The 15,738-nt window shown below is 62.0% G+C and carries 10 protein-coding genes and 1 tRNA gene; 1 reads left to right on the plus strand and 10 read right to left on the minus strand.

Translation table 11 applies throughout. The features are described from left to right. Positions 1-283 precede the first annotated feature (283 nt). From J7I84_RS19130 to J7I84_RS19160, 7 genes are all read right to left on the minus strand, one after another. The gene (locus J7I84_RS19130) at positions 284-631 is read right to left on the minus strand and encodes a hypothetical protein (RefSeq protein ID WP_214946106.1); all 348 of its coding nucleotides are present in this window, start codon (positions 629-631) and stop codon (positions 284-286) included. A gap of 655 nt (positions 632-1,286) precedes the next feature. Then, positions 1,287-2,450 (minus strand): restriction endonuclease subunit S, encoded by a 1,164-nt coding sequence (locus tag J7I84_RS19135; RefSeq protein WP_214946107.1) that lies wholly within the window; start codon positions 2,448-2,450, stop codon positions 1,287-1,289. After that, positions 2,443-3,942 carry a class I SAM-dependent DNA methyltransferase gene (locus J7I84_RS19140; protein ID WP_214946108.1) on the minus strand — a complete coding sequence of 500 codons (1,500 nt, stop codon included), beginning with the start codon at positions 3,940-3,942 and terminating at the stop codon, positions 2,443-2,445. Before J7I84_RS19140 ends, J7I84_RS19135 begins: the two co-directional genes overlap by 8 nt. 460 nt (positions 3,943-4,402) lie before the next feature. Then, positions 4,403-4,930, minus strand: a complete 528-nt coding sequence (locus J7I84_RS21660) for an HNH endonuclease family protein (RefSeq protein ID WP_311381171.1) — start codon at positions 4,928-4,930, stop codon at positions 4,403-4,405. 325 nt (positions 4,931-5,255) lie between these two features. Then, the gene (locus tag J7I84_RS19150) at positions 5,256-5,528 is read right to left on the minus strand and encodes a hypothetical protein (protein WP_214946109.1); all 273 of its coding nucleotides are present in this window, start codon (positions 5,526-5,528) and stop codon (positions 5,256-5,258) included. 102 nt (positions 5,529-5,630) lie between these two features. After that, complete coding sequence (locus J7I84_RS19155) at positions 5,631-6,716, minus strand: site-specific integrase (protein WP_251046837.1); 1,086 nt, start codon at positions 6,714-6,716, stop codon at positions 5,631-5,633. A 135-nt stretch (positions 6,717-6,851) separates the two neighbouring features. Further along, positions 6,852-6,933: transfer RNA gene (locus J7I84_RS19160), tRNA-Leu, on the minus strand. Positions 6,934-7,136: 203 nt separating this feature from the next. Between J7I84_RS19160 and J7I84_RS19165 the strand changes: the two genes are divergently transcribed. Continuing rightward, a complete protein-coding gene (locus J7I84_RS19165; RefSeq protein WP_009358190.1) occupies positions 7,137-7,742 on the plus strand; it encodes an ANTAR domain-containing response regulator in 606 nt (201 codons plus the stop codon). A gap of 133 nt (positions 7,743-7,875) precedes the next feature. Here the strand turns inward: J7I84_RS19165 and pyk are convergent, their stop codons facing one another. The 3 genes from pyk to gltB form a co-directional block, all read right to left on the minus strand. Further along, entirely contained in the window at positions 7,876-9,384 is a 1,509-nt protein-coding gene (gene pyk / locus J7I84_RS19170) for a pyruvate kinase (protein WP_214946111.1), read from the minus strand. A 76-nt stretch (positions 9,385-9,460) separates the two neighbouring features. After that, entirely contained in the window at positions 9,461-10,918 is a 1,458-nt protein-coding gene (locus J7I84_RS19175; RefSeq protein ID WP_214946112.1) for a glutamate synthase subunit beta, read from the minus strand. Beyond that, a complete protein-coding gene (gene gltB / locus J7I84_RS19180; protein ID WP_214946113.1) occupies positions 10,911-15,524 on the minus strand; it encodes a glutamate synthase large subunit in 4,614 nt (1,537 codons plus the stop codon). The genes J7I84_RS19175 and gltB overlap by 8 nt, the downstream gene beginning before the upstream one ends. Positions 15,525-15,738 lie beyond the last annotated feature (214 nt).

Below are 15,738 nucleotides of genomic sequence, written 5' to 3' on the forward strand. Positions count from 1 at the left end.
GGACTCGCTGAGAGCCGCATGGGTATCCAGGTTCCCTGCAATCGCCCGGGTAGAAGCAAGTGCAGCTCGCATGGACTCGCTGAGGGCCGCTTGGGTATCAAGTTCGCTTGCCCTGTCCGTCGGAGCATTCATATGCACTCACATTCTGCAAAAAACGTATGTCGGCGGTTTGCTGCACCGGACTCAATCTTGCACCGTTTTTTGCATTCCTAGCGCAAGCAACGGGGGGACGACGCGATCAGCACCATCCCCCCGCCAAAAAACGATCGTTTATTCGCTGCGGCTAATTGAAGTCGTCAGGCACTGGAAGTGCGGTCATCTCGCATAGCCTCAGCACGGCAGCTTTCTGAGTGTCTGCGGAGCCTCTCCAAGAAAAGCGAAACTTCTCCGCGATTTCCGTGATTTCACGAGGCGGTAACCCGTCGGCCCCGGCGATCCACGCATGAAAAGTTCCCCCCTCACCGGCCCGTCCTTCGGCCACGAGAATCACGCCAATGTTGTCAATCCAGTTCAGCCACTGAACCGGATTGATGTCACTGCCGTACCTGTAAATCTCATGACGAATGCGCGGGGGCACCCCGACAGCTTCGGCCAGGTATGCGTCATCGCCCATGGATTTCTGGTCTGCCAAGGGCTGACGAGCCCACCAAAAGTCCCCTACGATTTTCCGGTCTACCCGGACGTCCCAATGGTTAGTCACTATTCCCTCTACTCTCCCCAAGGAGATTTAACATCCCGAATCCTCCGGGAGAGCCGGATTTAGTTGATCCGACTCATCACCGATGTCCATTACTAGACCTTGGCCAGTACAGCAGGGTCTATTCAAAGCACCAAATGCATCTGTCGCTGCTTAACTGAAGCGTCCGGACTGGTAATAGACAGCCCCGCATTTATTGCAGAACTGGCATCCGGCAAAACCGGGGGCGTTGACGACCAGAAAGCTTGTCCCGGCCTGGTCATATCCGCAGCGGCAGACTCGTCCCATGACCGATGACATCGCGGTCTATACCGCCCGATTCAGCCCACGATCCTCATACTCCAGCAACAACTCACCCTACTGTTCAGCGACGCAATACCCTGGCTGCCGCCCTGAGTCGGAGCCGACAAATTGATGAGGGAAGAAGAGGTCTGGTCCCTTACATCTGCGCGGCTAGGAAGACCTCCAATCTCGGTATGAAGCTCAGCTGTGAAGAGGCTGTTTGTGAAACCTTTCTGCCAGACGTAGGTATGGTCCCAGTCAATGCCCTCATGCCCTATCATCCATGCCAAGGCAGGGGCTCGGTCTTTTAGAGAACCCCGCTAAAAGCCCTTTGCTCCAACGAAGCAAATAGTGAGTCGAGTTCAACAAGCTGGCAGCGGTACCGCTCTTTGACAAGCTCAATGGCAGTAAATGCTCGGGCAAAGTCTGCTTGGGCGGCGGGGTCGGGAGCGTTCACTACGAAGCCCAGGACACTCCTCTGGGAAATGTTCTTGACGCCTGCAGCACCGCTGGCCGCGTTGTTTACGAATGCGCGAAATGAAGGTGTTTTGAACAAACTTTGGAGGTACTCAGGGCAAACCCTGGCCCCCGGCGCAAACTCAGCTCTCCAGATTTTATCCGGCAAGAACAGTTGTTCATCTACCACGCCCACGCGAACGCAGATTCCTATTAGGTCAAGCGAACCACTGGCACGAGTGAACAAGAGATCGCCGGATCGAATCCGGTGTTGCTCGTTCGGAACGTAGCTCCGTGGGAGTGGCTTACTCTCGGCTGGTTGAAAAACGCCTCCCGAAACGGCATTCACCTTGATTACGCGATTATGTTCATGCGCGTCGCCATCAACTGAGACCAAATTCTTGCCGCTACTGAATCTGAGGCCCAAATCTGCCAAAGTCGTGGCGGGCATCAATCTTTCCGGGTTCCGGACCATGCTGTCAAACAACGATTGAGCTAGCGCCTCAAGATACACCAGCGCCTTACTGCTCTTCATGCGCAGTTCGTCGACGGCGTCCAGTATGGCCGCTACCCGGCGTTGCTCATCAAGAGGTGGGAGCGGTACGGTCATCTTTTCCAATGCTTTTGGGCTGAGCCGTGGAAGATTTACACCTGTGGCCAATGAGTTGGCCAACTGCACCTTATTTGGTTGGCGAAGGAAATGAACTAGGTATCTTCTGTCCAACTTGGGGCCAGGCAGGACCGGCAAAATGTCGGTGCTACAGATCCCGTCAAACTCTGGAAGCGCGATTTTTGCCAAGTAGGGCCGTAGCTTCCCATAAAGAACGTGCTTACTTGTAAATCTGAACTTGGAACTCGCAAGTTCACCATTGACGACGGTTCCTACGTTTATCAGCCGGCCACCAGATTCAACATTTTCGAGGCCGACGTAAATTGAACCGGTCTCGATGTTCTCGGGGGCGACAAGATTTCGATCAATCTTGGCTACATCACCAAGCAATACATTTTCAAGCACAGATTAACGCTTTCAGCTCTGCCAAGCGCTGGGCAATCTCAGCTTCGAGAACTTCCAGATCCCCAATGATTTCAGCCGCCTTCCGATGCTCGATCTCTTCGTGCTCGAGTTTTCTGTACCTGTTGAGCGACAGATCATAGCCGTTCTCCGCGATCTCAGCTTTGGGAACAAGAAAAGACTGGTCGGTGCGTGCCCGAGCAGTCTCCGTCGTCGTCCGCTGCTGCCAACGGGTCAGGACGTCGTCAAGATCGGACGACTCCAGCGGATTCCGTTTGTCGTCCAAACTGAAGCCGTCGGAGGTGACGTCGTAGAACCAGACGTTGTCGGTCCCGCCGGAGTTGGTCTTGGTGAAGAAGAGGATTGCTGTTGAGACCCCGGCATAGGGTCTGAAAACGCCGGAGGGAAGTTTTACAACGCCGTCGAGCTTGTGGTCCTCGACCAGAATTTTACGGAGGGCAATGTGCGCGGAGGATGCGCCGAACATCACACCGTCCGGCACGATCACGGCGGCCCGGCCGCCGGGTTTGAGAAGCCTGAGGAACAGCGCCAGGAAGAGCAACTCGGTCTTTTTGGTCTTAACCAGTGAAAGCAGGTCCTTAGCCACGTTTTCGTAGTCGAGACTGCCCGCGAAAGGCGGGTTCGCGAGGATGAGGTCGTATCTTCCCTCTTCACTCCCGTGCAAGTCCGCCAACGAGTCTCTGTAGGTGATCTCAGGGTTCTCAACGCCATGGAGGAGCATATTCATGGAACCGATGCGGAGCATGGTGCTGTCGAAGTCGTAGCCGTGGAACTGGTGGTGGTGGAAGAAACGACTCTGCACAGACGTGCTCAACAGGTTGGGGTTGTTCTGCCTGAGGTATTCCCCGGCTTGGACCAGGAAGCCGGCGGTGCCTGCGGCGGGATCACAGATCGCCTCCATGGGCTGGGGTGCCGTCATCTTGACCATCAAATTGATGATATGACGCGGCGTTCGGAACTGGCCGTTCGTGCCGGCAGCGGCGATCTTGCCTAGCATGTATTCATAGAGGTCACCCTTAGTGTCCCGACCATCCATGGGAATCTCATCTATGATGTCGACGACTTTTTCCAGTAGCCCTGGGTTAGGAATGGTGAAGCGGGCGTCCTTCATGTGCTGGGCATAGGAGGACTCCTCGTCGTTGGTCAGCTGGACCAGCCCGGTGCGCAGGAACGGGAAGATGTGCTCAGCGAAAACCTCGTACATCTCGTCCCGCGAGAAGTTCTTGAATTTGCTCCAACGGTAGTCCTGGTACGAACGACCCTTCTCATCCAGGCCATTAGGGAAGATGGGGTTCTCGATGGGCTTACCAGTGCGATTCGCCTTGTTTTCCGCACGTGTCTGGTTTTCATCCAAGCGCTTCAGGAAGAGCAGATACGTGATTTGCTCGATCACTTCGAGCGGATTGGAGATGCCGCCGGTCCAGAACGCGTTCCAAACCTTGTCTACTTGAACCTTGATTTCACCCGTTATCACCGACTTATCTTACAAACTCAACTGAACGTCTACGCCCGTCGGCCTGCCGGTCGCCTGACATTGCCTACTACGACCTCATGCCCATAGGGTCGCATGGCCCTGTGCTTGACCAAACGTCGGCCCCTTCAGAAGGTATCGGGCCGGTCGGGCCGGCAACTCTTGCCTGGCATCCAGCCCCGGCTCGGTCGGACGACATTAACAATTGCTAGTGTCAAGAAAATCTATACCGGGGATTGTTAATTTTGCACCGTTCTGGACACTTCGGGCGCCGAAATCCCTGTGAAGGAACGGAGAAGTGCGGTATCGAGAGGTTTCGAACTATAGAGCCGACCAAGACACCGATCAAGATTCGGGATGAGTGCTAGATCAAGGACTCCCCGCATAATGTTCTCGAGAAGTTTTGGCCCCACCTCACCAAGCGTGGGCCGTCCCGCTGGCGCCGCTGTCTCCACCCGCTGGCCTACTTGCAGGCTTCAAGGATCTCTTTGATGGCATCATGCTCAGCTTGCGTGACCCAGATACTGTATGTCGTTTTGACCGCTGTCTGCCGCTCCACGTATTCGCACCGAAAGGCCTTGTTCGGCGGCAGCCAAGTTGCTGCGTCCTTGTCACCCTTGGCGCTGTTGGTGGGGCCGTCGGCAGCCATGAGGTTCAGCGGCTCATTCGCCAGTTCTTTGCGCTGGTCTGCGCTCAACTGCTGGGCACCTTTCTGCCAAGCGTCACTGAGTGGAACTATGTGGTCGATCTGGATGTCCGAGCTCGTGTCCTGCCCCCGGACGAAGTTGATAGTAGTGCCGGTGTATTTGTCCGCCAGTCTGCCTGTGGCGACGACGCAGTTGTCGGTGCCGGGCTTGAACGTCTCCCCGGTGAGATCGCGAGCGAGGATGTCATTACGGGTGTCGCAACCATTATGGTCTGTATCGGCCCAAGCGGGTCCGAACTCATCGCGCGTGTAGCCGGTCTTCGGCGCTCGGCCCTTGACCGGGATACTCTCAAGCTGGACGAGCGCCTAGGCTGCCTCTTGGGCAGAGCCACCGCCCACCGGCTGAGCGGCAGAGGTACTTGGAGCGGTCCCGATGCCCTCAATAGCATGGGCGGCAACGTTACAGCCGGCAAGCGGGCCAGCCAACAAGAGGGCGGCAGCAGCGGTCAGGGCTGGGGCAATCGAGCGGATGATTTGAACGGCCCTTCTGTTGAGGCGGGTTGCTCCACCCTAACTTCGGCTACCTTGCGCAAGCCGTAAGAGGACATGTCGTGCCGGCCACACCGGGGCAAATGGAAGAACCGAACCAGGAGTCGCCTGTCAGGCTGAATCAGTTCACCGTGGCCAGGCGGACCTTGGAACGGGTCCCTATGAGCCGCTGCTTGGTCAGTGGTTGCTCCGGTGTCTGCTTGGACTCCGCGCCATCAGGAAGAATTTCACTCAATCTCGCAATTTCCCGGATGTGTTCCGACGTAAAGATGATCTTTCCCTTTCCCCAGCAGGCGTGAGGGAACCGTCCGCTGGTCGCGCCGTCACGCAGCCAAGACTCGGTGCAGCGCATCAGAGCCGCTGCTTCGGCAGGCTCAAAAAATTCAATATCCACAGCGTCTCCCAGGAATAGGTGCACGTTTCTAGTTCATGCGCCCGCCAGGACGCGCCAACATGACTGAATTCCGTAGTCGCCGGCCGATTCATTGAAGGCCCGCTATAGCCGCTGGAAAGCCGTCACGGACCGCTCAGTGGCATCGGCACCCACTTGCAATGCCTCAGGCATCAGATGCCCGTAAACCTGCTCGGTAGTCTTCGTAGAGGCGTGCCCTAGCCGGCGCGAGATGGTGAACAGAGGTACGCCGTCCTGAATTAGCCAGGACGCGTGAGTGTGGCGGAGGTCGTGGATCCGTGGGCTCTTGGTCAGACCGAGGGCCTGGGCCGTGCGGACAGCGGGGACCCAGTAGTCGGCCCAGTAGAGCTTGTGGACAATGCGTCCGCCTGTGGGCGTCGTGAACACCAGGTCCTTTCCTGGCCTGCTTGCCACCAGCGGTATCAGCAGCTCCACAAGCGCCGGGTTCAGTCCGATGGTCCTCTTACCAGCGCCGGTCTTGGTCGGCCCAACGTAGAACTGGTTTTGCCCATCCCGCTTCCAAGCCTTGTTGATACGAGCGGTGGGCGGTTTGGAAAGCAGATCCACGTCCGCCACGGTCAAGGCGGTGGCCTCTCCAAAGCGGGTGCCGGTCATGACAAGAAAGTCCGTGAAGGCCTTGTACCGCTCCCCCATCCCCTCCATAATCAGCCTGTACTCGGCATGCGTCAGGAACATGGCCTCATCCTCAGCCTTCTCAATGTTCGGCAGCTGCACGCCCCGGCAGGGATTCCGGGCAATGTAGCCGAGCATCTCGGCAGTGTTCATCGAAGCCGAGATCAGGCCATGGATGTTGTGGATCGTTTTGGGCGCCTTGCCCTTGGCCATCATCGACTTCACCCAGTGGGCAATGACGCGATAGTCGAGCTTGTCCACAGGAACGTGTCCTATGACCGGCCGGACGTGAAGTTCAAGCATGGTCTGGTACGTCTTGACCGTTCCGCTCGATGGACGGACCAGCAGGTCGATATGTTCCTGGATGACTTCCGCCACAGTCGGCGCGCGCTTCTCGCTGGTGAGGATGGCGTGCTGCGCGATTTCAAAAGACTGGCCATTGGCGTCCAGCAACCTTTTCAGGGTTTCAGCCTCGACGAGACTTGCGACTGTCAGTCCCTGCTGCTCGCGGCTCTTTGAGTCCCGCCACAGCACCATGTAGGACGACGACCCGTCCTTTTTGGTGCGTTTTCGAATGCTGGCCACATAAAAAACGGTACGCCGCTGTCAACACTTTGGGCGGATTTGTCAACACCCAAAGAAGAAACAAGGGTCTGACCTGCGGAAACACTGTGCCCGAGGTGGGACTCGAACCCACACACCTTTCGATACCGCATTTTGAGTGCGGCGCGTCTGCCAATTCCGCCACTCGGGCGCGGATTACATGGAGCGGAACGCTACGCCCACAGCTGACTGTGAGCAACGCGATCGCTTCACGTACGCGGAATTACTCTACATGCAGATAGGCTGAATTCCAGAATCGCGCCGCCGTCGCCGCAAACAAACCCTGCAAGCCAAGTACAGCCGCGGTGGCACCTAAGATAGTGATGTCCCGCCGTACCTTTTCAAGGAGATCCCGTGACTGAACAGACGGAGTCCAAGCCCACGTCCCAGCCGGCGCGCCGCGTCATTGTGGCAGAGGATGAAACCCTCATCCGCCTCGACATCATCGAGATCCTGCGCGGCGAAGGCTATGACGTCGTCGGCGAGGCGGACAACGGCGAGAAGGCCGTCCAGCTTGCCGAGGAACTGAAGCCGGACCTGGTCCTGATGGATGTGAAGATGCCTGTCATGGACGGTATCTCTGCCGCCGAAAAGATCGTCAAGGCCCGCATCGCTCCCGTGGTGCTGCTCACCGCCTTCAGCCAGAAGGAGCTCGTGGAGCGCGCCCGCGACGCCGGTGCCATGGCCTACGTGGTCAAGCCGTTCACGCCTGCAGACCTCATCCCGGCCCTGGAGATCGCGCTCTCCCGCCACGAGGAAATCAAGGCCCTTGAGAGTGAAGTCTCCGATCTCCAGGAGCAGTTCGCCACCCGCAAGCTCGTGGAACGTGCCAAGAGCCTGCTGACCACCAAGATGGGCCTGACGGAACCGGAAGCCTTCCGCTGGATCCAGAAGACCTCCATGGACCGGCGCCTCAGCATGCGCGAAGTCGCCGAGACCATCATCAACCAGGTCAACTAACGCCGCTGGGCGGGCCCGGAGAGCTAACGACGACGGCCCGGTCACCGGACAGGAACGGTCACCAACGCGACCGGGCCACCACAGCAAAAAGGACCCCTGCCAAGCGGCAGGGGTCCTCTGCTGTCTGTGCAGACTAGGCCTCGGCGGCCTGGTTCTTCTTCTTCTTTTCCGGCCAGGGGCCGAGCTTTTCGCGGTTGCTGCCGGGCACACCACCCTGGCTGCCGGCGTCGGCGAGGTCGCCCACCTTGTGGACCTTCAGCATGTTCGTGGAGCCGGCCTTTCCGGGAGGCGAACCGGCGGCAATGACCACCAGGTCGCCGTCGTCCACCAGGTCCATTTCCAGCAGGCTGCGGTCAACTTGGGAGGTCATCTCGTCGGTGTGACCCACCATGGGGACCAGCACCGGCTGGATGCCCCAGGTGAGCGCAAGCTGGTTCCACACATGCTCCACCGGGGTGAAGGCGAACACGGCCTTGATGGGCCGCAGCCGGGAGAGGCGCCGGGCGGAGTCGCCGGACTGGGTGAAGGTACAGATGTACTTCGCATCCAGCTGGTCGGCGATTTCGACGGCGGCACGGGTGATGGCGCCGCCGCGGGTCCGGGGCTTCGTCCCCAGCGGGGGTACGCGTTCCAGGCCGTGGACCTCGGTGGACTCGATGATCCGGGCCATGACCTTCACGGTTTCGATCGGGTACTTGCCCACGCTGGTCTCACCCGAGAGCATGACGGCGTCAGCACCATCGAGGACGGCGTTGGCGCAGTCGGAAGCCTCTGCGCGGGTAGGGCGCGGGTTGTCGATCATGGACTCGAGGACCTGGGTGGCCACGATGACCGGCTTGGCCCAGCGCCGTGCCAGTTCAACGGCACGCTTCTGGACGATCGGCACTTCTTCGAGGGGCAGTTCGACGCCGAGGTCGCCACGGGCCACCATGATGGCGTCGAATGCGTCGATGATCTCGGGCAGCTGCTCCACGGCCTGCGGCTTTTCGATCTTGGCGATGACCGGCACGCGGCGGCCTTCTTCGTCCATGATCTCGTGCACGCGGGTGATGTCCGAAGCGTCCCGGACGAACGAAAGCGCCACCAGGTCAACGCCGCGGCGCATGGCCCAGCGGAGGTCGTCCTCGTCCTTTTCGCTCAGCGCGGGGACGTTGACGGCCACGCCGGGGAGGTTGATGCCCTTGTTGTTGGACACCATGCCGCCGACGGTCACCTCGGCGACCACCTTGACGTCGTCGACCTCGATGGCACGCAGTGCCACCTTGCCGTCGTCGATCAGCAGGGCATCGCCCACCTTGACGTCCTCGGTGAGGCTCTTGAGCGTGGTGGAGCAGATCTCCTGGGTGCCGGGAACATCCTCGGTGGTGATGGTGAAGATGTCGCCCACGGCGAGGGCGTGCGGACCGTCAACGAAACGGCCCAGGCGGATCTTGGGACCCTGCAGGTCGGCCATGATGGCCACGGCCTTGCCCAGGTCGGAAGCGGCCTTGCGGACGTTCTCGTAGGTGTTGTCATGCACGGTGTAGTCCCCGTGGCTCATGTTCATGCGGGCGACGTCAACGCCGGCCTCCAGCACCGCGAGCGTGTTCTCGTAGCTGGCGATTGCCGGGCCGAACGTGGCAACAATTTTTGCGCGTCTCATATACCTACCCTATTGGTCTCTTGCATTGGTTAAGTTGTCTGCGAGGTGAACCCTCGATGCATCCCCGGGACAGCGGCTAGAGGACGGCGATGGCGCGGTCCGTTGGCGCGACAGGTGCAGGAAGGATGGTGCTTCCCATCAGGTACTTGTCCACCGCGGCAGCGGCGGCGCGGCCCTCGGCAATGGCCCACACGATCAGGGACTGCCCGCGGCCGGCGTCACCGGCAACGAAGACGCCCTCGGTGTTGGTCATGTAGTAGCCATCGCGCGCCACGTTGCCGCGGCCATCGAACTCGGCGTGCACCTGCTCGGTGATGCCGGCAGGTTCGGCACCGGTGAAGCCGAGGGACAGGAACACCAGGTCAGCAGGGATGATCCGCTCGGTGCCGGCCTTGGGAAGCCGCTTGCCATCGACAAATTCGGTCTCGGCCACCTTCACCCCGGTGAGCTTGCCGTTTTCGCCGACGAACTCGACGGTGGAGGCGAGGTACGTGCGTTCGCCGCCTTCCTCGTGCGCGCTGGCCATCTCGAAGAGGGTGGGGAATGTGGGCCACGGCTGGTGGCTGGCACGCTCTGCCGGCGGCTGCTTGCCGATGGCCAGCGTGGTGACGGACGCGGCGCCGTGCCGGTGCGCGGTGCCCAGGCAGTCGGCACCGGTATCGCCACCACCCAGGATCACCACGTGCTTGCCGTGGGCGTTGATCTGGTTCTCGATGGTTTCCCCGGCCACCGCACGGTTGGCGGGCACCAGGTAATCCATGGCGAAGTGGACGCCGTCCAGGTCACGGCCCGGGATGGGCAGGTCGCGGGGAACTGTGGCTCCGGTGCACACCACGACGGCGTCGTAGCGCCTTCGCAGCTGCTCCCAGGTGACGTCGGTGCCCACGGAAACGCCGGTCCGGAACCTGGTGCCTTCCGCCTTCATCTGCTCGACGCGGCGGTCCACCTGCTCCTTTTCCATTTTGAAGTCGGGGATGCCGTAACGCAGCAGGCCACCGATCTTGTCGTCCCGTTCGTAAACGGCAACGGTGTGGCCCACCCGGGTGAGCTGCTGTGCGACGGCAAGGCCGGCGGGGCCTGAGCCGACCACCGCAACGGTCTTGCCGGTGAGGCGCGTGGGCGGCAACGGGCTGACCCAGCCGTTGTCCCAGGCCTCGTCGATGATCGAAACTTCAACCTGCTTGATGGTCACGGCGGGCTGGTTGATCCCCAGCACGCAGGACGCCTCACAGGGCGCCGGGCAAAGCCGGCCCGTGAACTCAGGGAAGTTGTTCGTCGCGTGCAGCCGCTCGATTGCTTCGTCGCCCTTGTCCCGCCACATGAGGTCGTTCCACTCCGGGATGAGGTTGCCCAGCGGGCAGCCCTGGTGGCAGAACGGGATGCCGCAGTCCATGCAGCGTCCGGCCTGCGCCTTCAGCGTGCCCTTTTCCTGCGCCTCGTATACCTCTTTCCAGTCCATGATGCGGACGGGAACGGGACGGCGCGGCTGCGTTTCACGCTGGCGTACTTTCAGAAATCCGCGTGGATCAGCCACCGGTAACCTCCAGGATTCGGGACCATACTTCTTCGCCGTCGGGGTCAAGGCCCTCTTCGATGGCGTCGAGACGGGTTTGCAGCACGGCCGCGTAGTCGCGCGGCAGCACCTTGGTGATGCGGGCGGCGGTGTCATCGAAGTTCTCGAGGAGGCGTGCCGCCAGCTGGGAGTCAGTTTCTTCCACGTGCTTGACCAGCAGGCCGTGGACGATGTCGCGGTCTTCAGAGTCCAGCTCGCGCAGCTGCAGCTCGCCGGATTCCAGCGCCTGCTTGTTGACGCGGGTGGTCCGCAGGTCCAGGACGTAGGCGGTGCCGCCGGACATGCCCGCTCCAAAGTTGCGGCCGGTGCGTCCGATGATCAGCGTCTGGCCGCCGGTCATGTACTCGCAGCCGTGGTCGCCAATGCCCTCGACGACGGCGGTGGCACCGGAGTTCCGGACCAGGAAGCGTTCGCCCACCTGGCCGCGCAGGAACATCTCGCCGCTGGTGGCGCCGTAACCAATCACGTTGCCGGCGATGACGTTGGTCTCCGCCTTGAAGACGTTGGTACGGTCCGGACGGACGATGATCCGGCCCCCGGACAGGCCCTTGCCCACGTAGTCGTTCGAGTCGCCGTACAGCCGCAGGGTGATGCCCGCGGGCAGGAAGGCGCCCAGGGACTGGCCGGCGGTGCCGTTGAGGGTCACGTCGATGGTGTCCGTGGCCAGGATGTCGGTACCAAAGGTCTTGGTGACGACGTGGCCCAGCATGGTGCCAACCGAACGGTCGGTGTTGATGACGTCCACGGTGATCTTCACCGGACTGCGGTCCGTGAGCGCCTCGGTGGCCATGGTGATCAGCCGCTGGTCGAAGTGCTTGTCCAGCTCGTGGTTCTGGCCGGTCATGTTCCGCAGCGGCGCGTCGTCGTCGAACTCCAGGCCGTGCAGGATCGGGTCCAGGTCCAGGCCGTCGGCCTTCCAGTGGTTGATCGCCTCACGCGTGTCCAGGACCTCGGCGTGGCCAATTGCCTCTTCGAGGCTCCGGAAACCAAGCTCGGCGAGGATCTCGCGGACTTCCTCAGCCAGGAATTCGAAGAAGTTGACCACGAACTCCGGCTTGCCGCTGAACCGGGCACGCAGCTCGGGGTTCTGGGTGGCAACGCCCACCGGGCAGGTGTCCAGGTGGCAGACACGCATCATGATGCAGCCTTCAACCACCAGCGGGGCGGTGGCGAAGCCGAACTCTTCACCCCCCAGCAGCGCTGCGATGACAACGTCGCGGCCGGTCTTGAGCTGGCCGTCCACCTGCACCACCACGCGGTCGCGCAGGCCGTTGAGCATCAGCGTCTGCTGGGTCTCGGCCAGGCCAAGTTCCCACGGAACGCCGGCGTGCTTGAGCGAGTTCAGCGGCGAGGCGCCGGTTCCGCCGTCGTGCCCAGAAACGAGTACGACGTCGGCCTTGGCCTTGGTCACGCCGGACGCCACGGTGCCGATCCCCACTTCGGAGACGAGCTTCACGTGCACACGGGCCGAGGGGTTGGCGCGCTTGGCATCGTAGATGAGCTGCGCCAGGTCCTCGATCGAGTAGATGTCGTGGTGCGGGGGCGGTGAAATCAGGCCGACGCCGGGCGTCGAGTGGCGGGTGCGGGCCACCCACGGGTAGACCTTCTGCGCCATCAACTGGCCGCCTTCACCGGGCTTGGCACCCTGGGCCATCTTGATCTGGATGTCGTCGGCGTTGGTCAGGTAGAGGCTGGTCACGCCAAAGCGGCCAGAGGCGATCTGCTTGACGGCAGAGCGGCGCTTCGGATCAAGCAGGCGGTCCACGTCCTCGCCGCCCTCGCCGGTGTTGGACTTGCCGCCCAGCTGGTTCATGGCGATGGCCAGCGTCTCGTGGGCTTCCTGCGAGATGGAGCCGTAGCTCATCGCGCCGGTGGAGAACCGCTTGACGATGCTGGAGACGGGCTCAACTTCCTCAAGTGGAACGGCCGGCCGTTCGTTCTTGAACTTGAGCAGCCCGCGGAGGGTCATCAGGTTGGTGGACTGGTCGTCCACTCCCCTGGTGTACGCCTTGAAGATGTCGTAGCGGCGCTCACGCGTGGCGTGCTGCAGCCGGAACACCGTCTCCGGGTTGAACAGGTGCGGCTCGCCGTCGCGGCGCCACTGGTACTCGCCGCCGCCCAGGAGGGGACGGTGCGGCTGCTCGATGCCGCCGTCGGGGTAGGCCATCTGGTGGCGGGCGGAGACCTCGGCGGCGATGACGTCCAGGCCCACACCGCCCAGCTGCGAGTGCGTGCCGGCGAAGAATTCGTCCACCAGTTCCTGGCCCAGGCCCAGTGCCTCGAAGGTCTGGGCTCCGGTGTAGGAGGCCACCGTGGAGATGCCCATCTTCGACATGATCTTCAGGACGCCCTTGCCCAGGCCCTTGATGAGGTTGTGGACGCCGTCCTGCGGGGTGACCCCGGTGACGTCGCCGGCGGCAATGAGCTGCTCCACGGATTCCATGGCCAGGTACGGGTTGACGGCGGAGGCGCCATAGCCGATCAGGACTGCCACATGGTGGGTTTCGCGGACGTCGCCTGCCTCGACCACCAGGGCGGTCTTGGTGCGGTTGGCGCTGCGCAGCAGGTGGTGGTGCACGGCGCTGACCAGCAGCAGCGAGGGAATGGGCGCCCACTGGGCGTTGGAGTCGCGGTCGGACAGCACAATGTACTGGACGCCGCGGTTGATGGCGCCGGAAACCTGCTCGCAGATTTCGGTGAGCCGGGCGCGGAGCGCGTTCTCGCCGCCTTCGGGCCGGTACAGTCCGCGGACTTTCATGGCCACGCGGAAGCCTTCGGCGTCCTCGATGTTGGCGATCTTGGCGAGCTGGTCGTTGTTGATCACCGGGAAGGGCAGCTGGACCTGGGGCTGGCGGACCTGCTTGGTGTCCAGCAGGTTGCCGTTGGGTCCGATAGCGCAGGTGAGGGAGGTAACCAGCTCTTCGCGGATGGCGTCCAGCGGCGGGTTGGTGACCTGCGCGAAGGACTGCACAAAGTAGTCGAAGAGCAGGCGCGGGCGCTTGGACAGCACGGCCACGGGAGTGTCGGAGCCCATGGCGCCCAGGGGCTCGGCACCGGTGCGGGCCATGGGGCCCAGCAGGATCTTCAGTTCCTCAGTGGTGTAGCCGAAGGTGCGCTGGCGGATGTTCACGGACGCGGCGGTGTGCACCACGTGCTCACGCTCGGGCAAATCGTTGAGGTCGATCAGGTTGTCCTTGACCCACTCGGCCCACGGGTTGGCCGCGGCGACTTCCGCCTTGACCTCTTCGTCGTCAATGATGCGGCCGGCCTCGGTGTCCACCAGGAACATCTTGCCCGGGGACACCCGGCCCTTCTTAACCACCTTGGAGGGCTCGACGTCGATCACGCCCACCTCGGAGGCGAAGACGATCAGCCCGTCCTCGGTGATCCAGAAGCGGCCCGGACGCAGTCCGTTGCGGTCCAGGGTGGCGCCGACCAGGTTGCCGTCGGTGAAGGAGACGGCGGCGGGGCCGTCCCAGGGTTCCATCAGGAGCGAGTGGTACTCGTAGAAGGCGCGGCGGGCCGGATCCATGGTGGCGTGGTTTTCCCAGGCCTCGGGGATCATCATCATGATCGAGTGCGTGATGGGCCGGCCGGAAAGCCAGAGCAGTTCCGCTACCTCGTCGAAGGATGCGGAGTCCGAGGCCCCGGGGGTGCAGATGGGGTACAGCTCTTCCGGCGAGTCACCCAGCAGCGGGTTGGCCAGCTGGGACTGGCGGGCACGCATCCAGTTCCGGTTGCCCTTGACGGTGTTGATTTCACCGTTGTGGGCGATGGTCCGGAACGGCTGCGCGAGCGGCCAGGACGGGAAGGTGTTGGTGGAGAAGCGGGAGTGCACAATCGCGAGCTTGGTCTTGAACCGCTTGTCGGAGAGGTCCGGGTAGAACGGTTCCAGCTGCGCGGTGGTGAGCATGCCCTTGTAGACGATGGTGCGGGAGGACAGCGACGGGAAGTACACGCCGAACTTGTTCTGGGCGCGCTTGCGGATGCGCCAGGCGCGGGAGTCCAGCTCGTTGAAGTCCAGTTCCTCGCCGTTGGCGGACGCCAGGAAGGGCTGGGAGAAGTAGGGCATGCAGGCACGGGCCATGGCGCCCACGAGGTCGGCGACCACCGGCACCTCACGCCAGCCGAGGACCTTGAGGCCCTCGTCGGCGGCCAGGCCCTCGATACCTGCCTTGGCGGCGTCGGCCTCCCGCTGCTCGGCAGGAAGGAATGCGGTGCCCGCAACGTACTGGCCGGGAGCCGGCAGCTCGAACTCGGTAACGGCGCGGAAGAACTCGTCCGGGATCTGCATGAGCAGCCCTGCACCGTCGCCGGTCCCCTCGTCGGCGCCCACGGCGCCGCGGTGCTCAAGGTTGCGCAGGGCGGTCAGTGCGGCATCGACGATGTCGTACCCAGGTTCGCCGCGCAGCGTCGCAATAATGGCGAGTCCGCAGGCGTCCTTCTCCTGTTCGGGGTTGTACAGCCCGGCTGCCTCAGGCATGGCTGCGAAGCGCTTGAACGGCGACAGTGCAGTCTCAGGCTGATCCGGTTCGGACCAGCTGGGAGTGTTAAGAGTTTGGGTCATGGGAGACGTCCTTCCTCCTGATCGTGCGTATGGAAGGGACACCGTTGGCCCCACTCGTCGGCGCCGCTGCTAGGGCACAACAAAGTGTTGATTACTGGAAATTGTAGGTCAGCGCGGCCTGCTGAACTAACGGTTACGCAGGCCCCTGTCCGAGGCAACACCGGCCGGCAACATCTGTGCCGTCCGGACTCGCCCCATGCCACGACGTTGTGGT

The organism is Arthrobacter sp. ISL-85, from assembly GCF_018613675.1.
Classification (GTDB): domain Bacteria; phylum Actinomycetota; class Actinomycetes; order Actinomycetales; family Micrococcaceae; genus Arthrobacter.